Annotated in this window: 22 protein-coding genes; 16 read left to right on the forward strand and 6 right to left on the reverse strand. The window is 71.9% G+C overall.

Annotated features, from left to right (window positions below):
* Positions 1-379: 379 nt before the first annotated feature.
* From ACIQ7M_RS06030 to ACIQ7M_RS06065, 8 genes are all read left to right on the forward strand, one after another.
* Positions 380-1462 carry a hydrogenase expression protein HypE gene (locus ACIQ7M_RS06030; protein WP_382786989.1) on the forward strand — a complete coding sequence of 361 codons (1083 nt, stop codon included), beginning with the start codon at positions 380-382 and terminating at the stop codon, positions 1460-1462.
* Between the two features lie 50 nt (positions 1463-1512).
* Positions 1513-3294 carry a nickel-dependent hydrogenase large subunit gene (locus tag ACIQ7M_RS06035; protein ID WP_386981187.1) on the forward strand — a complete coding sequence of 594 codons (1782 nt, stop codon included), beginning with the start codon at positions 1513-1515 and terminating at the stop codon, positions 3292-3294.
* A 73-nt stretch (positions 3295-3367) separates the two neighbouring features.
* Positions 3368-4279, forward strand: coding sequence for a NifU family protein (locus ACIQ7M_RS06040; protein WP_403640229.1), 912 nt, complete (start codon positions 3368-3370; stop codon positions 4277-4279).
* Positions 4276-4977, forward strand: coding sequence for a DUF5947 family protein (locus ACIQ7M_RS06045; RefSeq protein WP_403640232.1), 702 nt, complete (start codon positions 4276-4278; stop codon positions 4975-4977). The genes ACIQ7M_RS06040 and ACIQ7M_RS06045 overlap by 4 nt, the downstream gene beginning before the upstream one ends.
* Positions 4974-5615, forward strand: a complete 642-nt coding sequence (locus ACIQ7M_RS06050) for a DUF6084 family protein (protein ID WP_403640235.1) — start codon at positions 4974-4976, stop codon at positions 5613-5615. Before ACIQ7M_RS06045 ends, ACIQ7M_RS06050 begins: the two co-directional genes overlap by 4 nt.
* A 1-nt stretch (position 5616) precedes the next feature.
* Complete coding sequence (locus tag ACIQ7M_RS06055) at positions 5617-7056, forward strand: hypothetical protein (RefSeq protein WP_403640238.1); 1440 nt, start codon at positions 5617-5619, stop codon at positions 7054-7056.
* Positions 7053-7613 (forward strand): hydrogenase maturation protease, encoded by a 561-nt coding sequence (locus ACIQ7M_RS06060; RefSeq protein WP_355774373.1) that lies wholly within the window; start codon positions 7053-7055, stop codon positions 7611-7613. Before ACIQ7M_RS06055 ends, ACIQ7M_RS06060 begins: the two co-directional genes overlap by 4 nt.
* A gap of 17 nt (positions 7614-7630) precedes the next feature.
* Positions 7631-7735: a DUF6893 family small protein gene (locus ACIQ7M_RS06065; protein WP_386981260.1), complete on the forward strand. Its 105-nt coding sequence runs from the start codon at positions 7631-7633 to the stop codon at positions 7733-7735.
* Here ACIQ7M_RS06065 and ACIQ7M_RS06070 read toward each other — a convergent pair.
* Complete coding sequence (locus ACIQ7M_RS06070) at positions 7711-8166, reverse strand: helix-turn-helix transcriptional regulator (RefSeq protein WP_403640241.1); 456 nt, start codon at positions 8164-8166, stop codon at positions 7711-7713. The genes ACIQ7M_RS06065 and ACIQ7M_RS06070 overlap by 25 nt on opposite strands.
* 88 nt (positions 8167-8254) lie before the next feature.
* Here ACIQ7M_RS06070 and ACIQ7M_RS06075 point away from each other — a divergent pair, with 88 nt between their 5' ends.
* The 8 genes from ACIQ7M_RS06075 (at position 8255) to ACIQ7M_RS06110 (ending at position 16339) form a co-directional block, all read left to right on the forward strand.
* A complete protein-coding gene (locus ACIQ7M_RS06075) occupies positions 8255-8746 on the forward strand; it encodes a hydrogenase maturation nickel metallochaperone HypA (protein ID WP_403640244.1) in 492 nt (163 codons plus the stop codon).
* On the forward strand, positions 8730-9557 hold the full coding sequence (hypB, locus tag ACIQ7M_RS06080; protein WP_403640247.1) for a hydrogenase nickel incorporation protein HypB: 828 nt from the start codon (positions 8730-8732) through the stop codon (positions 9555-9557). Before ACIQ7M_RS06075 ends, hypB begins: the two co-directional genes overlap by 17 nt.
* A complete protein-coding gene (hypF, locus tag ACIQ7M_RS06085; protein WP_403640250.1) occupies positions 9554-11914 on the forward strand; it encodes a carbamoyltransferase HypF in 2361 nt (786 codons plus the stop codon). Before hypB ends, hypF begins: the two co-directional genes overlap by 4 nt.
* Positions 11915-11959: 45 nt before the next feature.
* Complete coding sequence (locus tag ACIQ7M_RS06090; RefSeq protein ID WP_328455029.1) at positions 11960-12298, forward strand: HypC/HybG/HupF family hydrogenase formation chaperone; 339 nt, start codon at positions 11960-11962, stop codon at positions 12296-12298.
* Positions 12295-13413, forward strand: coding sequence for a hydrogenase formation protein HypD (gene hypD / locus ACIQ7M_RS06095; protein WP_355774389.1), 1119 nt, complete (start codon positions 12295-12297; stop codon positions 13411-13413). Before ACIQ7M_RS06090 ends, hypD begins: the two co-directional genes overlap by 4 nt.
* A gap of 73 nt (positions 13414-13486) precedes the next feature.
* Complete coding sequence (gene hypE, locus ACIQ7M_RS06100; protein WP_403640924.1) at positions 13487-14476, forward strand: hydrogenase expression/formation protein HypE; 990 nt, start codon at positions 13487-13489, stop codon at positions 14474-14476.
* 201 nt (positions 14477-14677) lie between these two features.
* Positions 14678-15034, forward strand: a complete 357-nt coding sequence (locus tag ACIQ7M_RS06105; protein ID WP_355772386.1) for a DUF779 domain-containing protein — start codon at positions 14678-14680, stop codon at positions 15032-15034.
* 75 nt (positions 15035-15109) lie between these two features.
* Entirely contained in the window at positions 15110-16339 is a 1230-nt protein-coding gene (locus tag ACIQ7M_RS06110; protein ID WP_403640255.1) for a phosphodiester glycosidase family protein, read from the forward strand.
* Positions 16340-16378: 39 nt separating this feature from the next.
* Here ACIQ7M_RS06110 and ACIQ7M_RS06115 read toward each other — a convergent pair whose 3' ends face one another.
* From ACIQ7M_RS06115 to ACIQ7M_RS06135, 5 genes are all read right to left on the reverse strand, one after another.
* Entirely contained in the window at positions 16379-16573 is a 195-nt protein-coding gene (locus tag ACIQ7M_RS06115) for a hypothetical protein (protein WP_355772382.1), read from the reverse strand.
* A 104-nt stretch (positions 16574-16677) separates the two neighbouring features.
* A complete protein-coding gene (locus ACIQ7M_RS06120) occupies positions 16678-17541 on the reverse strand; it encodes a phosphatidylinositol-specific phospholipase C/glycerophosphodiester phosphodiesterase family protein (RefSeq protein ID WP_403640259.1) in 864 nt (287 codons plus the stop codon).
* A gap of 267 nt (positions 17542-17808) precedes the next feature.
* A complete protein-coding gene (locus tag ACIQ7M_RS06125) occupies positions 17809-18915 on the reverse strand; it encodes an acyl-CoA dehydrogenase family protein (RefSeq protein ID WP_403640262.1) in 1107 nt (368 codons plus the stop codon).
* Complete coding sequence (locus tag ACIQ7M_RS06130) at positions 18912-20102, reverse strand: acyl-CoA dehydrogenase family protein (protein ID WP_403640265.1); 1191 nt, start codon at positions 20100-20102, stop codon at positions 18912-18914. Before ACIQ7M_RS06130 ends, ACIQ7M_RS06125 begins: the two co-directional genes overlap by 4 nt.
* Positions 20099-21076: an NADPH:quinone oxidoreductase family protein gene (locus tag ACIQ7M_RS06135; protein WP_355772371.1), complete on the reverse strand. Its 978-nt coding sequence runs from the start codon at positions 21074-21076 to the stop codon at positions 20099-20101. The genes ACIQ7M_RS06130 and ACIQ7M_RS06135 overlap by 4 nt, the downstream gene beginning before the upstream one ends.
* Positions 21077-21235: the final 159 nt, after the last annotated feature.

A 21235-nucleotide genomic window follows, 5' to 3' on the forward strand; every position in this document is an offset into this window, starting at 1 on the left:
TCACACGACGCCCACGGCCTGGGGTGCGTCCTTCCCCTCCACCCGCCGGACGGGTGGAGGCTGCTCGATCGGAGGATTCCGAGAGCGACTGCATGGGGTCTCCTCTTGTTGCATATCGAGTTGCTGCGTATCGAGTGATCCACTGGCACCTCGGGCCCAAGGCGTCACGCACGCTACAAGATTGTTAACAAAATACCCAGCAATTTTGCGAACATTTCGCGCCATCCGGCGACCGCCGCACGGCCCGCCGCCGCCACGGACACGGGTGCGGGGCGGCGATAGGGCCCGTTCGCACTTACCGCCGACGCTCCCTGGCGGTAACCATGGGAAAGGCCGTTTGGCCAGCTATGACCTGAATGAGCTGATCCCAGGAGGGCTCATGGACGCCCCGACCGCGACGACGGCGGGCCCGGCCGCGCAGGACGACGCGCAGGAGGACCCGACCGTCCACATTCTCTGGATCAACGCGGGGCTGAGCTGCGACGGAGATTCGGTCTCCCTGACCGCCGCGACCCAGCCGAGCATCGAGGAACTGGCGCTCGGCGCCCTGCCGGGACTGCCCAAGGTGGCGGTGCACTGGCCCCTGATCGACTTCGAGTGCGGGCCCGTGGAGGGCGCGGACAATTTCGTCGAATGGTTCTTCAAGGCCGACCGGGGCGAGCTGGAGCCCTTCGTGCTGGTCGTCGAGGGATCCATTCCCAACGAGCGGGTCAAGCCCGAGGGCTACTGGTGCGGCTTCGGGGACGACCCGGAGACGGGTCAGCCGATCACCACCAGTGAGTGGCTGGACCGGCTCACCCCCAAGGCGCTCGCCGTGGTCGCCATCGGCACCTGCGCGACGTACGGCGGTATCCACGCGATGGCCGGCAACCCGACCGGCGCGATGGGGGTGCCCGACTACCTCGGCTGGGAGTGGAAGTCCAAGGCGGGCATTCCGATCGTCTGCATCCCGGGCTGCCCCGTGCACCCGGACAACGCCTCCGAGACCCTGCTCTATCTGCTGTACCAGGCGGCGGGCGCCGCGCCCATGATCCCGCTGGACGAGGAGCTGCGGCCGACCTGGCTGTTCGGGGCCACGGTCCACGAGGGCTGCGACCGCGCCGGCTACTACGAGCAGGGACAGTTCGCGAACGAGTACGGATCCCCGGAGTGCCTGGTCAAGCTCGGCTGCTGGGGCCCGGTGGTCAAGTGCAACGTACCCAAGCGCGGCTGGATCAACGGCGTGGGCGGCTGCCCGAACGTCGGCGGGATCTGCATCGCCTGCACCATGCCGGGCTTCCCCGACAAGTTCATGCCGTTCATGGACGAGCCGCCGGGCGGCCATGTGTCCGCGACGGCGAGCGGCATCTACGGATCCGTCATACGACGCCTGCGGAACATCACCGCGAAGACCGTCGACAAGGAACCGAAGTGGCGCGGCAAGGGCGAGGAGCTCACGACCGGCTACAAGGCCCCGTGGTGACCACGGACACCCGCTGAGCAGGACACTCGACAGGAAGGTGGCGCGGCACCATGGCGACGGCGACGAACAAGCCGGCCGGTGACGGCCTCACGGAGATGTCGTGGGACCCGATCACCCGCATCGTCGGCAGTCTCGGCATCCACACCAAGATCGACTTCAAGGCGAAGCGGGTCGCGGAGTGCTACAGCACCTCGTCCGTCTTCCGCGGGTACAGCGTGTTCATGCGCGGCAAGGACCCGCGTGACGCGCACTTCATCACCAGCAGGATCTGCGGCATCTGCGGCGACAACCACGCCACGTGCTCGGTCTACGCCCAGAACATGGCGTACGGCGTGGCTCCCCCGCACCTCGGCGAGTGGATCATCAACCTCGGTGAGGCCGCGGAGTACATGTTCGACCACAACATCTTCCAGGAGAACCTGGTCGGTGTGGACTACTGCGAGCGGATGGTCCGCGAGACCAATCCCGGCGTGCTCGAACAGGCCGAACGCACCGAGGCCCCGCACGCGGCCGACCACGGCTACCGCACCATCGCCGACATCATGCGCTCGCTGAACCCGCTGGAGGGCGAGTTCTACCGTGAGGCGCTCCAGGTCAGCCGCTACACCCGGGAGATGTTCTGTCTGATGGAGGGACGCCATGTGCACCCCTCCACGCTCTACCCGGGCGGTGTCGGCACGGTCGCGACCATCCAGCTCTTCACCGACTACCTGACCCGGCTCACCCGCTACGTGGAGTTCATGAAGCGGGTCGTCCCGCTCCACGACGACCTCTTCGACTTCTTCTACGAGGCCCTGCCCGGGTACGAGGAGGTGGGCAGGCGCCGGGTGCTGCTGGGCTGCTGGGGCGCTCTGAACGACCCGGAGTACTGCGACTTCCAGTACGCCAACATGGAGAACTGGGGCCGGCGGATGTTCGTCACCCCGGGCGTCGTCGTGGACGGCAAGCTGGTCACCAACAGCCTCGTCGACATCAACCTCGGCATCCGCATCCTGCTCGGCAGTTCGTACTACGAGGACTGGTCCGGCATGGAGAAGTTCGTCGAGCAGGACCCGCTCGGGAACCCCATCGACGAACGGCACCCGTGGAACCAGCACACCATCCCGGCCCCGCAGAAGCGGGACTTCGACGACAAGTACAGCTGGGTCATGTCGCCGCGCTGGTTCGACGGCACCGACCATCTGGCCCTGGACACCGGTGGCGGCCCGATCGCCCGGCTGTGGTCCACGGCGCTGTCCGGTCTCGTCGACATCGGCTACATCAAGGCCACCGGGCACAGCGTGCAGATCAACCTGCCGCGCACGATGACCAAGCCCGAGATGGCGCTGGAGTGGAAGATCCCGCAGTGGAGCAACGCCCTCGAACGCAACCGGGCCCGCACCTACTTCCAGGCGTACGCCGCCGCTGCCGCCCTCCACTTCGCCGAGCAGGCGATGGAGGAGGTACGGGCCGGACGCACCCAGACCTGGGAGAAGTTCGACGTGCCGGACGAGTCGATCGGCTGCGGCTTCACCGAGGCGGTACGAGGTGTGCTCTCCCACCACATGGTGATCAGGGAGGGCAAGATCGCCAACTACCACCCGTACCCGCCGACCCCGTGGAACGGCAGTGTGCGCGACTCCTACGGCACACCGGGCCCGTACGAGGACGCCGTGCAGAACACGCCCATCTTCGAGGAGAACCCGCCCGAGAACTTCAAGGGCATCGACATCATGCGGGCCGTCCGCAGCTTCGACCCGTGTCTGCCGTGCGGAGTGCACATGTACGTCGGCGGCGGGCGGACCGTGGAACAGACGCACCTGCCGACGGGGCTGAGCGGACTGGCCGGCTGACCTTCCGGCATCCGACGTTCATCGCGATCCGACCTTCCTCGCGATCGACCTTCCTCAGGAGAGGGGCTAGCCGATGGCCGGACAGGAGACGGGCGAGCGGATAGGCGCGCTGCTCGACGAGCTGGCGCAGCGGGCGGGACCGGAGGCGCGCGACATCGCCGACGAACTGGTGCGCTGCCTCATGGAGTTCTACGGCGAGGGCCTGGCTCGGACCGTACGCCTGCTGCGCTCCGCCCCGGACGGCGCGGACCCCCTCGCCGTCCTCACCGCCGACGAACTCGTCAGCGATCTGCTGATCCTGCACGATCTGCACCCCGAGGACACCGCGACCCGGGTGGGCCGGGCCCTCGACAAGGTCCGCCCCTACCTCGGCTCGCACGCGGGTGACGTGGAGGTGGCCGGGCTCGAACTGGAGACGGCCGGTGGTCCGACGCTGCGGCTCAGGCTGCGCGGCAGTTGCGACGGCTGTCCCTCCTCCACCCAGACCGTGCGGTGGACCATCGAGGAGGCGGTCGCCCGGATCGCCCCCGAGGTCGCGCACATCGAGGTCGAGGGCATGGCCGACGGGAGTCCGGAACCGGCGCTCCTCCAGATCCTGCCGCACCGCCCGGAGGACACCCCGGGCGAGGCGGCACCGTCCGGGGAACCGGGCGAGGCGGCGCGCTGGTACGAACTCGGCCCACGCTCGCTGCCGGCGGGCGACGGCGCCACCGGGGTCGCCGAGGTCGCGGGCCACACCCTGCTGCTGATCCGCCTGCCGGGGCAGTTGTACGCCTACCGCGACCGCTGCCCCCTGTGCGCGGCGGGCCTCGCCGCGGCCGTCCTGGACGGCGAACTGCTGGTCTGCGCGGGCTGCGGCGCCGGGTTCGACGTCCGCCGGGCGGGCCGGGGCGACCAGGGCCATCTGGAACCCGTACCGCTGCTGGAGGAGGACGGGTCGGTGCGGGTGGCGCTGCCCGGCGAGCTGCTGGGGGCCGGGCCATGACCGCGGACGTCCTCAGGCAGTTCACCCGGCGGCCGCCGCCCGAGGGCGAGCGCTGCGACCTGTGCGGGGAGCCGCTGCCGGCCGAGCACCGGCATCTCGTCGACACCTCCCGGCGGTCCCTGAAGTGCTCCTGCCCGCCCTGCCATCTGCTGTTCACCCGGCCGGGCGCGGGACAGGGCCGTTTCCGGGCGGTCCCGGACCGGTATCTCACCGATCCCGGGTTCGTCCTGGACGAGGCCGGCTGGAACCGGCTGCAGATCCCCGTCGCGCTCGCCTTCTTCTTCCGCAATTCCGAGCTCGGCCGGCTCGCCGCCTTCTATCCGAGCCCGGCGGGCGCCACCGAGAGCGAACTCGACCCGGCGACCTGGGACGCGGTGCTCGGCCGCAGCAGGCTGGCGGAGCTGCTGGAACCCGATGTGGAGGCGCTGCTGCTGCACCGCGGCCGGAGCGGGGCGGTGACCTGCACCCTCGTCCCGGTCGACGTCTGCTACGAACTGGTCGGACGGATGCGGCTGCACTGGAAGGGCTTCGACGGCGGTGCCGAGGCACGCGCGGACATCGCGGAGTTCCTGGAACGGATCACCGCGGCCGCCCGGCCTCTGGCGAACACGGGGAGCGCGGAGAGTTCAGGGAGCACGCGGACCGCAGGAAGCGTGGCGAGCGCCGGGAACACGGAGAACCCCGGGGGCGCCCCGTGACCGATCTCCAGTTCACCTGCACCGGTGTGCGCCCCGAACCGTACGGAGCCGGGCCCACACTGCTCTTCGGGCTGCGCATCGAGGAGGCGGACCACCAGCCGGTGCACGCCCTCGCGCTGCGCTGCCAGATCCGCATCGAGCCCGCGGGACGGTCGTACGAGCCGGAGGAGGTCGGCATGCTGGGCGACCTGTTCGGTGAGCCGAGCCGCTGGAACAGCACGCTGAAGCCACTCCAGTTCGCCCACACCTCCATCACGGTCCCGGGATTCACCGGCACGGCGGAGGTCGATCTCCCGGTGCCCTGCACCTACGACACCGAGGTCGCGTCCGCGTCGTACTTCCGGGCGCTGACCCGTGGCGAGGTCCCGCTGCTCCTGCTGTTCTCCGGCACGGTGTTCACCGGCCGCGACGGCTTCCGGGCCGAGCCCGTGCCCTGGCACAAGGAGACGTCGTACCGGATGCCGGTGGACGTGTGGCGGAACATGATCGAGCAGTACTTCCCCAACTCGGGCTGGCTGCGGGTCCGGCTGGACGTCCTCGACGCGCTGCGCCGTTACCGGTCCGCGCACGCCCTGCCCTCCTGGGAGCGGGTCTTCGACGAACTCCTCGCCACCGCCGACGCGAAGGGGGCCGACTGAGATGAGCAATCCGCTGGAGGACCGCTTCGAGCGGGCCCGCGCGGTGGCGGACGCCGTCCTGTTCGAGGGCTACGTCCTCTACCCCTACCGCGCCTCCGCCGCGAAGAACCAACTGCGCTGGCAGTTCGGCGTCCTGGTGCCGCCCGCCTGGACCGCCACGACCGGGGAACACTCCGTCCAGCGCACGGAGTGCCTGCTGGAGCCCCGCAAGGGCGACCGGCTCCACGCCGAACTGCGCTTCCTGCACGTGAGGCGGCGCACGGTCGAACGGCTCGACGCCGACGGCGGATACACGGAGGTCCCCGAACTCGACCTGCCCGACCGGGTGCTGGTTCCGTGGGACGAGGGACACGAGGAACGCGTCCTGATCCATGAACCGCTCGACGGACTGACGGGTGATCAGGCATCGGTCCACGCCGTACGGTTCGACCTCCCCGACGCCGTGGAGTACGAGCCGGTGACCGACGACGAGGGCCGGACGCTGGGCCGTCTCGTGCGGCGCAGAAAGCGGCTGACCGGCGAACTGCGCCCGCGCGTCGAGGAGTTGCCCGGACCGTACCGGGTGCTGCGGCTCACGGTGAGCGTGCACAACACCACCACCGTCCCGGAGGAGGCCGGCGCCGACCGCGAGACCGCGCTCGCCCACAGCCTGATCGGCACCCATCTGCTGTTCGGCGTTCCCGGCGGCCGGTTCCTGTCGCTGACGGACCCGCCGGAGTGGGCCCGCCCGGCCGCCGCGAGCTGCCGGAACGACCGTACCTGGCCCGTGCTCGCGGGCCCGCCCGGCGCGGACGACGTCATGCTGTCCTCGTCGATCATCCTGGAGGATCATCCCGCCGTCGCCGAGGAGAGCCCGGGGCCCCTCTACGACGCCACCGAGATCGACGAGATCCTCTCGCTGCGCACGGCCGCGCTCACCGACCGGGAGAAGCGCGAGGCCCGCGGCACGGACGCCCGCGCCGCCGACGTCATCGACCTGGTCGACGCCATGCCGGGCGCGGTCCGCGAACGGCTCCACGGGGCGATCCGGGGGCTGCGCGAGGTCACCGGCGACGACACCGCGGGCGAACCGCCCGCCGCCGCCCCCGACACCGGGCTGAGTCTGCCCCAGGGTCCCGGGCACCCCTGGTGGGACCCGGCGCAGGACGCCGATGTGGCCGAGGTGCCCGACGCCGTCGTCGTCGACGGCGAGACGGTACGGGCCGGGAGCAGGGTCAGGCTGACCCCCGGCGCCCGGCGCTCGGACGCCCAGGACTCGTTCCTGCACGGCCGGCACGCCACGGTCGAGGCCGTGGTCGGCGACCTGGACGGCGAGACGCATCTCGCCGTCGTCGTGGACGACGACCCTGGCACCGACGTACGCCGGGCCCAGGGCCGCTTCCTCTACTTCAAGCCCGACGAGGTGGCACCCCTCAAGGAGCGGGAGGAGGAGGCGACATGACCGGACCCGCGTACACCGGCCCGTCCGGTCCCGCCGAAGGGCACGGGACCGGCCGGACTCTCGTCGCCGGAGTCGGCAACGTGTTCCTCCAGGACGACGGGTTCGGGGTGGAGACCGTACGACGGCTCGCCGCCCGCGTGCCCGGACCGCCGCCCGGCGTCGAGCTGATGGACGCCGGCATCCGTGGGGTGCACCTCGCCTACCGGCTGCTGGAGGGCTACCGGACGCTCGTCCTGGTGGACCTCGTCAGCCGCGACGGTCCACCGGGCACGCTGTACACGATCGACGTCGGCCCCGAACCGCCCTCGGCGCGTCCCGGACCCGGCCCGCTGGACACGCACGCCATGGACCCCGCCACCGTGCTGGCCCTGCTGCACGATCTGCACGCCGGCGCGGGCGGCACCCTCCCGGAGCAGGTGTACGTCATCGGCTGCGAACCCCTCGACACCGGCGAGGGCATGGGCCTGACTCCCCCGGTGGCCGGTGCCGTGGACGCCGCCGCCGACCTGGTGCTCGACCTCGTACGCCGCGCTCCCTCCGTGTCCCGGAGGAGCTGACCACGATGGAGGCAAGGATGGAATGGCAATGGGTTGGCCTGGCCGCGGGCCTCGTAGTGGCCTACGGAGTCGCGAGGAACCTGTCGGACATCCGCCGCTACTTGCGCATCCGGCGCATGTGATCCGGTGGATGCGTGTGATCCGGCGGACGTGCGTGATCCGGCGGGTGCGCTCCGGCGCGCGGACCGCCGCCGTCGCGCCCCGCGCGACCACCGACGTCCTCGAGCTGCACATAGCGCTCAAGGAAGAGATGCAGGGTGCCGTGGAGTTCACCCAGGCGCACGAACCACAGCGCGAGGTTCATGGCACCCTGCTGGGTGATCGCGTAGACCCGGCGTGCGGGGCCGCTCTCCGAGGCGCGCCAGTGCGAGGTGACCTCACCGCTGCTCTCCATGCCCCGCAGCAGCCGGTACACATGCGCCTGGTCCGCGTCGCCGCAGCCGAAAGCGCCCAGGCGCTGCACCAGTTCATAGCCATGACCTTGGCGTTCGGCCAGCAACAGGAGCAGCACCGGGGTGAGCAGAGCGCGTCTCTCGACCTCTTGCCCGGTCATCGTGGTCTCAGGGTAACCAGCCATGCGCGGGCCTCACATCCGGGCGCGGCGGCGCCGCGCGTCGGGCCGGCGGCGGGAGGTGAGGGCCGTGCATGAGCTGTCGATCGCGGTGGCGGTCGTCGAACAGGTCGAGGAGGCCGTGCGGGACCGGGGCCGCGCGGTCGAATCGCTGACCCTGCGGATCGGCGAGCTGGCGGGGGTGGTGCCCGAGGCACTGGAGTTCTCGTTCGGGCTCGCGACGGAGGGCACCGCGCTGGCGGGGGCACGCCTGCTGATCGAGACTGTCGATGCCCGGGGCCGCTGCGAGGGCTGCGGCCGCGAGGCGCGGACCGGGATGCCTCCGGTGCTGTGGTGCGCCGGGTGCGGGGCGCCGCTGACCCTGCTCGGCGGCCGGGAGCTGGAGATCGTCCGGGTGACGCTGGCCGACGGGTCACCGCATCCGAACGGGCCCGCGGACGCCGCTCCGGACGGGAAGGGCGAGCCGGGCCCGGACGGGAAGGGCGCGGACGACGGGCCTCGGCCCGCGCCGTCCGGGCCGCCGGTACGCGACGAGGAGGCGAGCCATGTGCCGCACCGTTGACCTGCATCAGGCCGTGCTCGCCAAGAACGACGAGAACGCGCTGGCCCTGCGGGGCTATCTGGGTGACCGCGGGACGGTGGCGGTGAACCTGCTGTCGAGTCCCGGCAGCGGCAAGACGGCCCTGCTCGAACTGCTGCTCGCGCGCGCCGTGGCGGGCGGTGTCCCGGCGGCCGCCGTCACCGCCGACCTGGCGACCGAGAACGACGCGACACGGCTGGCCCGCTCCGGGGCACCGGTGCGGCAGATCCTCACGGACGGGCTGTGTCATCTGGAGGCGGGCATGCTCCAGCGGCGGCTCGAGGACTGGCTGCCGGAGGGCACCCGCCTGCTGTTCGTCGAGAACGTCGGCAATCTCGTCTGCCCCGCCTCCTACGACCTCGGGGAGACCCTGCGCATCGCGCTCGCGTCGGTGACCGAGGGCGAGGACAAGCCGGTCAAGTACCCGACGGCCTTCGGACTCGCGCACCTGGTCGTGGTCACGAAGACCGACATCGGGGACGTCGTCGGCTTCGACCGGGAGGCGTTCCTGCGAGGTGTCCGGCAGGTCAATCCCGGAGTGCCGGTCCTGGAGACCTCGGCGCGCACCGGCCAGGGGGTCGACGCCCTGCTGGCGCACGTCCTGCGCTGCGCGGCCGGCGAGGAGGCGCACGTACCGGTCCTGGCGCGGCAGCACGAGCGGTACCTGCACAGCCACGAGAACGGGAACGGCCGCGAGCACGACCACGACCACGAGCACGAGCACAGCCACGCGCACGAGCACAGCCACGAACGCTCCGGCGGGCACGCGCCCGTGGACGGGCAGGCGCGGTGAAGCGGGCCCCGGGGCGCGAGCGCCGGCACATCACGGTCACGGGTGTGGTCCAGGGGGTGGGTTTCCGGCCCTTCGTGTACACCCTCGCGGAGGAACTGGGGCTGAGCGGCTGGGTCACCAACAACGCGCGCGGCGTCGAGGCCGAGGTGGAGGGCCCGGCCGCCGACGTCGCGGAGTTCTGCGCGCGGGTCGGGACGCGACCGCCGCCGCTCGCCGTGGTCGAGTCGGTCGAGCAGCGGGCCGTACCGCTGGAGAACGACGGCTCGGTGTTCACCATCCGGCCCTCCTCCGGGGGGCCGGGCCGCACCCTGGTCTCCCCGGACACCGCGACCTGCGACGCCTGTCTGCGCGAACTCGCGGACCCCGCCGACCGGCGCCACCGGCATCCCTTCATCACCTGTACGCACTGCGGCCCGCGGTTCACGATCGTGACCGCGCTGCCGTACGACCGGGACAGCACCACCATGGCGGGCTTCCCGATGTGCGGGGACTGCGCCCGCGAGTACGCGGACCCGTCCGACCGGCGCTTCCACGCCCAGCCGATCGCCTGCCCCGCCTGCGGTCCCCGGCTCACACTGCGCACGGGAGCGGACGATCCGGGCGAGCTGCGGGGCGGGGAGGCACTCGCCGAGGCCCGCCGGCTGCTGGCCGAGGGCGCCGTGGTCGCGGTCAAGGGCATCGGCGGCTACCACCTGGCGTGCGACGCGGGGGATCCCGCGGCCGTACGCACCCTGCGCAAGCGCAAGAACCGCGGCGGCAAACCCTTCGCGGTGCTCGCCGGCTCACTGGAGACCGTCCGGCGGCTGGCCCATGTCGGGCCCGAGGAGCGGGAGTTGCTCCTCGGGCCGCGCAAACCAGTGGTCCTGCTGCGGCGGCGGGCGGGGACGGGCGACGAGATCGCGGCGGGCGTCGCGCCCGGCAGCCCCGACCTCGGCTTCATGCTCCCGTACACGCCGGTGCACCGGCTGCTGCTCGGTCTGCCCGGTGACCCCCCGGGTCCCGCCGTCTTGGTCATGACCAGCGGGAACCGCTCGGGCGAACCCATCGTCACCGACGACGCCGAGGCGCTGACCCGGCTGGCGGGGCTCGCCGACGCCTGGCTCGCGCACGACCGGCCCATTCACGTGCCCTGCGACGACTCGGTGGTCCGGGTCTGCGCGGGAGCCGAGCTCCCGGTGCGGCGTTCGCGCGGCTACGCCCCCTTCCCGATCGCGCTTCCGGTGCCGGTGGTCCCGGCGCTGGCGGTGGGCGGCGACCTGAAGAACACCTTCTGCGCCGGGGACGGCCGCTACGCCTGGCTGTCCGCGCACGTCGGGGACATGGACGACCTGGCCACCCTGAGCGCCTTCGAGCGGGCCACCGGCCATCTGACGGACCTCACCGCCGTCACACCGCGCCTGCTCGTCGCCGACCGGCATCCCGGCTATCGCGCGACCCAGTGGGCCCGGCGCGCCGCCGAGGCCCGCGGACTGACGCTGCGCCAGGTGCAGCACCACCACGCCCATGTCGCCTCGGCGATGGCCGAGCACGGGCTCGACGGTTCGGCGCCGGTGATCGGGATCGCCTTCGACGGGACCGGCTACGGCGACGACGGGGCGGTGTGGGGCGGTGAGGTGCTCCTCGCCGACTACGACGGATACCGGCGGTTCGCCCATCTGGGCTATGTCCCGCTGCCGGGCGGCGACGCGGCCGTACGCAATCCCTACCGGATGGCCCTGTCGCATCTGCGGGCCGCGGGACTGCCCTGGCGGGACGCGCTGCCGTGCGTCGCGGCGGCCACACCGGAGGAGCGCCGACTGCTCGAACGGCAGCTCGAACGGGGCTTCAACTGCGTTCCGACGTCCAGCATGGGACGCCTCTTCGACGCGGTGTCCTCGCTCTCGGGCGTCTGTCACCGGGTGGAGTACGAGGCGCAGGCCGCCATGGAGCTGGAGAACGCGGCGGTGGGCGACCTGGCGGGGCCGCTCGCCGACGACGAGCGGAACGACGCGTACCGGTTCATGCTGAGAGCGGTCCGTCAGGACCCCGAAGCGCCGCTGATCGCCGATCCGGCGCCGGTCCTGGCCGCCGCCGTCGCGGATGCCGAAGCCGGCGCCGGACCCGGTCCGATGGCCCGTCGGTTCCATCGGGCCGTGACCGGTCTGGTCCTGGAGGTGTGCACGGTGGCGCGGAGGAGGACCGGCATCGACACCGTCGCCCTCAGCGGCGGGGTGTTCTGCAACGCCTTGCTCACCGAGGCCTGCGGTGCCGTCCTGGAACGGGACGGCTTCACCGTGCTGAGGCACCACAGGGTTCCCCCCAACGACGGCGGACTGGCCCTCGGTCAGCTCGTCGTCGCCGCCCGGTCGATGGACTAGGCCGCGGCCGCGCGGCGAAGCGCACGAGCGAGGCAGGAGCAAGTCATGTGTCTGGCCGTACCCGGCCGAGTGCTGGAGATCGAGGAACGTGACGCGACGCGGATGGCCAAGGTGGACTTCGGCGGTGTCGTCAAGGATGTGTGTCTGGAATACGTGCCGGACATGAAGGTCGGTGACTACGCCATCGTCCATGTGGGATTCGCGTTGCAACGGCTGGACGAGGAATCGGCGAAGCAGACCCTGGAACTCTTCGAGAACCTCGGGGTGCTGGAGGAGGAGTTCGGCGACGCCTGGGGCAAGGCCGCCCGGGACGCCGGCGCCGAACGCCCCGCCGGAACCGGACTACCGCCCCTGGAGGGCGCCGAGAAGGAGGCGCGGTCATGAAGTACCTGGACGAGTTCAGCGACCCGGCCCTCGCCAAACGACTCTTCGACGACATCAGGGCCGTCACCACCCGGCCCTGGTCCCTCATGGAGGTCTGCGGCGGCCAGACGCACTCGATCATCCGCCACGGCATCGACCAGCTCCTGCCCGAGGAGATCCAGTTGATCCACGGGCCGGGCTGCCCGGTCTGCGTGACCCCGCTGGAGATCATCGACAAGGCGCTGGAGATCGCCTCCCGACCGGACGTGATCTTCTGCTCCTTCGGCGACATGCTGCGCGTGCCCGGCAGCGGACGCGATCTGTTCAAGGTCAAGAGCGAGGGCGCGGACGTCCGTGTCGTGTACTCGCCGCTGGACGCGCTGAAGATCGCGCAGGAGAACCCCGACCGGCAGGTCGTGTTCTTCGGCATCGGCTTCGAGACCACGGCACCGCCCAACGCGATGACCGTCTATCAGGCCAAGAAGCTGGGCATCCCCAACTTCAGCCTGCTGGTCTCGCACGTCAAGGTGCCCCCGGCCATCGACGCCATCATGAACTCGCCCGACTGCCGGGTCCAGGCGTTCCTCGCCGCCGGGCACGTCTGCACGGTGATGGGCATGGCCGAGTATCCCGAACTCGCCGAACGGCACCGGGTGCCGATCGTGGTGACGGGCTTCGAGCCGCTCGACATCCTGGAGGGCATCCGCCGGGCGGTGCGCCAACTGGAGGCGGGTGAGCACACCGTGGAGAACGCCTATCCGCGCGCGGTGCAGCCCGAGGGAAGCCCCACGGCCCGCGCCATGCTCTCCGACGTCTTCGAGGTGACCGACCGGGCCTGGCGCGGGATCGGCATGATTCCGCGGAGCGGCTGGCGGCTGTCGCCCAAGTACCGCGAGTTCGACGCCGAGCACCGCTTCTCGGTCACGGACATCGAGACCGAGGAGTCGACCGTCTGCCGCAGCGGCGAGGTGCTCCAGGGCCTCATCAAGCCGCATGAGTGCGCCGCGTTCGGCAAGGAGTGCACCCCGCGCAATCCGCTGGGCGCGACCATGGTCTCCAGCGAGGGCGCGTGTGCCGCCTACTACCTCTACCGGCGGCTGGAGACCCCGGACAAGGAGGCGAGCTCCGTTGGCTGACTCGGCATACGCCCCGGTCGACTTCTCCTCCTGGACCTGTCCGGCGCCGCTGCGCGACCACGACAGGATCGTGATGGGGCACGGCGGCGGCGGCACGCTCTCCGCCGAACTGGTGGAGCACCTGTTCGCGCCCGCCTTCGGCAGTGACGTGCTGGCCGAGCTCGGCGACTCCGCCCATCTGCTGCTGGGCGGCGCCCGGCTCGCGTTCTCCACCGACTCCTTCGTCGTACGGCCGCTGTTCTTCCCCGGCGGCAGCATCGGGGACCTCGCCGTCAACGGCACGGTCAACGACCTGGCCATGGCGGGGGCCGTACCGGCCTACCTCTCCTGCGGGTTCATCCTGGAGGAGGGCGTCGAGCTCTCCGTCGTGGGACGCGTGGCCGAGGCGATGGGCGAGGCGGCGCGGACGGCCGGAGTGGTGGTGGCGACCGGCGACACCAAGGTCGTCGACGCCGGTCACGGCGACGGCATCTTCATCAACACCGCCGGGATCGGGCTGATCCCGGAGGGCGTCGACATCCGTCCGCAGCGCGCGGCACCCGGTGACGTGGTGCTGGTCAGCGGGCCGATCGGCGTGCACGGGGTGGCGATCATGAGCGTGCGGGAGGGTCTCGAGTTCGGTGTCGAGATCCAGAGCGACACCGCCTCGCTGGCCGGTCTGGTCGCGGACATGCTGGCCGTCTGCCCCGACCTGCACGTGCTGCGCGATCCGACCCGTGGCGGTCTGGCCACCTCGCTGAACGAGATCGCGGCGGCGGCACGGGTCGGCATCCGGCTCGACGAGCGGTCCCTGCCCGTCCCGGAGACGGTCGCCAACGCCTGCGCCTTCCTCGGTCTGGACCCGATGTACGTGGCCAACGAGGGCAAGCTGGTGGCGTTCGTCGCGGCCGAGCACGCCGACGCGGTGCTCGCGGCGATGCGGGCGCACCCGCTGGGCAAGGAGTCCGTGGCGATCGGCCAATGCGTCCCCGACCACCCAGGAATGGTGGTCGCGGCCACCGGTCTGGGCGGCACCCGGGTGGTGGACATGCCGCTCGGCGAACAGCTCCCGCGCATCTGCTGACCCACCGCCTCCACGCCCACGGCTGACTCCCCGTCGGCCGGCACGAACACCTCCGAGGCCGGTCCTCGGTGACGGACCCGCATCACGCGGGTGTCACCGGGGACCGGCCCTTTTCCGTGCCCGCGAAGTGTGCAACCCTCTCGCAACGTCCGGTCTGGTCGGCTGGTGCGCGACAGCCGTGAGACCCGAGGGGGAGAGCCGATGGACGTCGTCCCGCGCGTGGAACTGACGCCCGCTGCCGCCGAACTGCTGCGGCGGCTGCGGACCCTGCACGGTCCGCTGATGTTCCATCAGTCCGGCGGCTGCTGCGACGGCAGCGCCCCCATGTGCTACCCGGAGGGCGAGTTCCGTACCGGCGGTTCCGACGTCCTGCTGGCCGATCTGGAGATCGAGGGGGTCGCGGAGGCGGTCTCCTTCTGGATCTCGAAGAGCCAGTACGAACTCTGGAGCCATACGCGGCTCATCGTGGACGTCGTGCCCGGCCGGGGCAGCGGCTTCTCCCTCGAAGCACCCGAAGGAGTGCGTTTTCTGATCCGTTCCCGCGTCGTCGGCGCCTAGCCACCGGGCCGGGTCCCCGTCTCTGGTGCAATTCCCCTGAGTCCTGGCAGAGTTGACGAGACATCAGGGGGCACCGTGACACGTCCTGGCAGACGGTTCGGAACGGCACTTGCGGTCTTCACGGCAACGGGAGCGCTGGCCGGTGCGGCCCTGACGGGGGCGGCACCGGCCGCCGGCGCGGAGAGCGTGACCCGTATCGCGCCCGGCGTCGCGTACACGGAGCTCGACATCCCGGCGGCCAAGGGTGTGGCCCACGCACATGTGCTGACCGTCGATCTGCGCAATCCCCATGTACGGGTCGACCTCCTCTACCCGGGCGCGGTGGCGGCGCGGGCTCCCGTGTCGCAACTGGCCGACTCCCGGGGCGCGGTCGCCGGGGTCAACGGCGACTTCTTCGACATCACGGAGACCCAGCATCCGGGCGTCGAGGCGACGGGCGCGACGGTGGGCCCGGCGATCGCGAGCGGCCGGGGCCTCAAGGCCGCGGTGCCCGACGGCCAGCGGTTCGGACCGGCGCTGCCGCCCGGCACGCACACCGAGGACGTGTTCGGTGTGGGCGTCGACCACCGGGCCCGGCTGGACGACGTGGTCCTCGACGGATCCGTCCGCGGTCCCGACGGAATCTGGCCGCTCGGCGGGTTCAACCAGTACGCGCTCCCGGTGGACTCCCTCGGCGCGTTCACCGCCGACTGGGGAAGCGTCTCGCGGGTCCGCGCGACCTGCGGTACGGACACGGACCGGGCCGCGCCGTGCAGTACCGACACCTACGAGGTGACGGTCCGCCACGGGCGGGTCGTGTCCGCGGCCGACACTCCCGGCAGCGGGCCCATCTCCCGGGGCACCACCGTGCTGGTCGGCCGCGAGGCGGGTGCCCGGAAGCTGCGGAAGCTTTCCGTGGGCGAGACGGTCGGGGTACGGCACCGGCTGGTCGCGAAGTCCTCCAAGGTGCCCTACCGGTTCGCGGTCGGCGGCTATCCGATGATGACCGACGGCGTGCCGCTGCCGGGTCTGGACGACAGCACCGCCGCCGTACGCACCGCGGTGGGCTTCTCCGACCACGGTCGCCGGATGCAGCTCCTCGCCCTGGACGGCGCGCCGAGGTTCCGCGCCGGGCTCACCATCGCCGAGGTCACTCGGGAGATGAAGCGGCTGGGGTCCGAGGACGCCTTCAGTCTGGACGGCGGTGGATCCACCACGATGGTCGCCCGACAGCCGGGGGCGGACGCCGTCAGCGTCCTCAACCATCCGAGCGGCGGCGCCGAGCGTCCCGTCCCCAACGGCATCGGGGTGTTCGAGGGCCCGTGAGGCGCGGCCCGGCCACGGGGTCGGGTCACGGGGGTCGGGTCACGGGGTCAGGCTGCCCACGATGTCGGCCGTGGCGGTGAGACCGCTGTGGATGGTCGGGGCCATGCTCGTGCTGGCCAGCAGGAACCCGAGCAGGGCGCAGACCAGGGCGTGCGAGATCTTCAGCCCTCCGTTGCGCAGGAAGATCACCGCCAGCAGCAGGAGCAGCAGCACCACCGAGATGGAAATGGCCATCGTCAACCTCCTCCGCCACGTCCGCTTCGCGGCGTTCGGCCGCAAGTGTGGCGCAGCGGAGGGATCGGCCGGGCGGCTGACGTGTCCCCCGAACGGGTGGTCTTCTACCGTCCGTCGTGGGCGTCCAGGAACTCCTCGAGACCGCCCAGGTCATCGGTGTTGAAGTAGTCGACGCCGGCGGCGAGCAGTTCGCGCCAGAGCGCCTCGCGTGTCGGGCCCGCGAGGTCCGGGGTGGCCCAGAACCGGACCTTCTGCCGGCGCGCGTGGGCGGTGGCCATGATGCCCCGCAGCTTCTCGCGTTCGGCGTCCGGGAACGGGCCCTCGCCCAGCCAGCCGAAGGTGAGGGTCCAGTTGTCGCTGATCAGCGGGATGAAGGAGGCGGGGGCGGCGCCGCCGAGGTCGGCGAGCCGACCGTCGTAGAAGGCGAGCCGCTCGGGCTGCGCCTCCATCGGGACGCGCGCGGCGCGATCCCCGGAGATCACCGCCGTGACCGGGCCGGGGCGCACCCTGCCGTGCGCGTACGACGTGAACAGGTGCCGGTGGCGGCGCAGATGACGGTCGAGTTCGAGGTATGTCGAGGAGCCCTCGGTCTTGATGTCGACGAGGAGCTGCAGCGGCCGGTGGTGGCCCCGGTACACCGAGCCGTGGTTGGCCCTGACGCGGGCGGCCAGCGGTTCGAGGTAGAGGGATTCGAGGGTGCGGGTGGGATCGAGGTCCGCCGGGTCGTGGGCGACGAGGAGTTGGTCGCCGACGAGGTAGATGTCGGCCTCGACGCTGCCGAAGCGGTGGTCGAGCGCGTCGAGGAGGGGGCGGGGGTGCTCGTAGTCGTTGTGCGCGTGGGCTCGCCACAAGGGCTGGGTCCGGGGCTCGGCCTCGCCCGCCAGGGCTCGCGGTGCGGGCAGCGCGAACGAGCCCGCGAGGGCGGCGCCGAGGGTGGTGAGGGCTGTGCGTCGGGTGGTGTGGGCCATGCTCTGCCTCCCCTGAGGGTGCCGTACAGGACCTTGGGGAGTATGCGGCCCGCGGAGGCCGGAGAACCGTGCTCCGGGGGGAGTTGGCCGGACCGACGTGACGCGTTCACTTCACCGGAGCAGGGCGTGATCCGGTGTTCCCTGCCGCCGCCCGCTGCCCGGCGGGGCACACGGGAAGAGCCCGCCCCGGGTGGGGCGGGCTCTTCCGGAGACGGTGTCAGGGCGCTTGCGGGACGGCTCTGTCGGAGCGCTCGCGGGTGGACGCTGTCACGGCGCTCGCAGGTCGACCAGTTCGGCCAGGACCTCGCGGTGCGCGCCCGCCGTGCCGTAGGCGATGGAGTCGGCCTTGGCGCGCTTGAGGTAGAGGTGCGCCGGATGCTCCCACGTCATGCCGATGCCGCCGTGGAGCTGGAGCGCCTCCTCCGCCGCGTGCACGGCGACGGGCGCCGCGTACGCCTGGGCGACGGCGACGGCGATGTCACCGTCAGCGCTCGCGGTGGCCAGCGCGTCGGCCGCGTTCCGGGCGGCGGCACGGGTGTTGACGACCTCCAGCCACACCTGGGCGAGCCGGTGCTTGAGCGCCTGGAATCCGCCGACCGGCCGGTTGAACTGCTTGCGCTCCTTGAGGTAGCGGACCGTCTCCGTCAACGAGTGCTCGGCGAGCCCGAGCTGCTCGGAGGCGAGCAGTCCGGCCCCTGCCCGCAGCGCGCGCCGTACGGCACCCGGCGCGTCCGCGGTGAGCAGCCGCGCGGGCGCGGAGTCGAAGGTGATCCGGGCGAGCGGACGGGTCTGGTCGAGACTGACCTGCGCGACGATCGTGACGGCGTCCGCGTCGACGGCGTACAGCCCGCCGTCCTCGGCCGGAACGAGCAGGACGTCGGCGGCGGCCGCGTCGGCGATGCCCGTCAACTCCCCGTGCAGGGAACCGTTCTCCAGCCGTACGGCCTGGTGGGCGGCGCCCGGTCCGATGTTCAGCGCGACGGCCAGGGCGCCCACGGTCCGGCCGGAGGCGAGCTCGGCGAGCAGGTCGGCCGCGGCCGGCCCCTCGCAGGCCAGCAGGGCCTCGGTCGCGACCACGGCGCTCGTCAGATAGGGGACGGGAGCGACCGCGCGGCCCAGTTCCTCCAGGACCACGGCCGCCTCACGGTGCGTGGCACCCTGGCCGCCCCTGTCCTCGGGCACGAGGAGACCCGCGAGACCCATGCCCTCCGACAGCGCCTTCCACAGCTCGGCGTCGTGCGGAGTGCCCGACTCACTGCGGGTGATGACGTCCGCCGCGGCGCAGCGGTCGGTGAGGAGGTCGCGGACGGCGGCGCGCAGCGCCTCCTCCTCCTCGGTGTAGAGCAGATCGGGCTCGGTGCTCACCTGGCTCATCGGGCGAGGTCCTTCCATGCGACGTCCTTGTCGGTGCGCGGCTCGGACGGCAGGCCGAGGACGCGTTCGGCGACGATGTTCAGCAGGACCTCGCTGGTCCCGCCCTCGATGCTGTTGCCCTTGGAGCGCAGGTAGCGGTATCCGGCGTCCCGGCCGGTGAAGTCGACGAGTTCGGGCCGGCGCATCGTCCAGTCCTCGTACAACAGGCCTTCCTCGCCGAGAAGTTCGACTTCGAGGCCGCTGATCTCCTGGTTGAGCCGGGCGAAGCCGAGCTTCATGCCGGATCCCTCGTGGCCGGGCTGGCCCTGGGCGAGCTGCTGGCGCAGCCGTTCGCCGGAGAGCCGGGCGACCTCGGAGTCGACCCACAGCCTCAGCAGCCGCTGGTGCGTGTCGTGGGTGCGCAGTTCGGGCCGCTCGCGCCAGGTCTTCGCGACCGGCCCGATCATGCCGCCCTCGCGCGGGATGCGCATGCCGCCGATGGAGACGCGCTCGTTCATCAGGGTGGTCTGCGCGACCCGCCAGCCGTCGCCGACCTCACCGAGGCGGTGCGCGTCGGGGATGCGGACGTCGGTGAGGAAGACCTCGTTGAACTCGGCCTCGCCGGTGATCTGGCGCAGCGGGCGCACGTCGACGCCCGGGTCGGTCATGTCGCAGATGAAGTAGGTGATGCCCCGGTGCTTGGGCACGTCCGGGTCCGTGCGGGCGATGAGGATGGCCCAGCGGGCGAGGTGGGCGCTGGAGGTCCACACCTTCTGCCCGTTGACGACCCACTCGCCCTCCTCGCCGTCCGTGCGGACCGCGCGGGTGCCGAGCGCGGCGAGGTCCGAACCCGCGCCGGGCTCGCTGAAGAGCTGGCACCACACCTCCTCGCCGACCCACAGGGGCCGCAGGAAGCGCCGCTTCTGCTCCTCGGTACCGAAGCCGAGGATGGTCGGGGCGGCCATGCCGAGGCCGATGCCGATCCGCCGGGGGTCGTTGTCGGGTGCGCCCGCGGCCGCGAGTTCGGCGTCCACGACGGCCTGGAGGCGGCGTGGGGCGCCGAGTCCGCCGAGGCCCTCGGGGTAGTGCACCCAGGCGAGGCCGGCGTCGAAGCGGGCCCCGAGGAAGTCCAGCCGGTCCGTTTCCCCGGGCGGGTACGCGGCCAGCAACTCCTGGGTGCGGCGGCGCAGTTCGGCTGCGTCGGTCATGCGGCGGCTCCGTTCTCCAGTGTGGGCACCACGGCGATCCGCCCGGTGGTGACTCCGTCGGCGACCCGCTGCACGGCGGCGGCGGCCCCGCTCAGCGGCACCCGCTCGCTCACCAGCGGCTTGATCGCGCCCCGTGCGGCCAGCTCGGTGAGCTGCTCGTGGCAGTGCAGGACGAGCTTCGGGTTCTTGGTGTTGTACAGGCCCCAGTGCAGGCCGAGCACGCCGTAGTTCTTGACGAGGGCGTGGTTCAGCGCGGGGCTCGGGATCGAGCCGCTCGCGAATCCGACGACCACGATCCGGCCCTCGAAGGCGACGACCTTCGTGGACTGGGTGTAGGCCTCGCCGCCCACCGGGTCGTAGATCACGTCCGCGCCGCGTCCGCCGGTCGCCTCCTTGACGGCGCCGATCACGTCCTCGGAACGCCGGTCGACGACGACGTCGCAGCCCAGTTCACGGGCCACGGCCACCTTGTCGGCGCCGCCCACGACACCGATGACCCGGGCGCCCGCCGCTTTGCCGAGCTGCACGGCCGCGCTGCCGACGCCTCCGGCGGCCGCGTGGACGAGCAGCGTCTCGCCGGCCTCCAGGCGGGCCCGGCGGTGCAGGCCGAACCAGCCGGTCTGGTAGCCGATGTGCAGGGCGGCGGCCTCGGCGTCGTCGAGGGCGTCGGGCGCCGGCAGCAGGGCGGCGGCGTCAGCGACCGCGTACTCGGCGAAGCCGCCGTGCGGCAGCGCGGGGTTGGCGATCACCCGGCGGCCGTCCTCGGTCTCGCCGCAGATCTCCACACCCGGCGTGAACGGCAGCGGCGGCCTGACCTGGTAGTGGCCGCGGCACATCAGCGCGTCCGGGAAGTTGATGTTCGCGGCGCGCACCCTGAGCAGGACCTGGCCGTCACCGGGCGTCGGCCGATCCACCTCCAGGAGGCGCATCGCCTCTGCGGGCTCGCCGTTCTGGTGCACTTGCCATGCCTGCATGCGGGGCCTCCAGGGGGGCTGTGTCGGCTGACCGGGGTCCTTCGCATACTAAGCGGTCGCTTGCCGCCCTGGGAACAGCGGACGCCCCACGTCTTCACCAAGCCGGGCACCCGCCGCCCTCGACCCCTGCTCCGCCGCCCTCGACCCCCGCTGCGCCGC

Source organism: Streptomyces sp. NPDC096324, assembly GCF_044763015.1.
Taxonomy (GTDB): domain Bacteria; phylum Actinomycetota; class Actinomycetes; order Streptomycetales; family Streptomycetaceae; genus Streptomyces.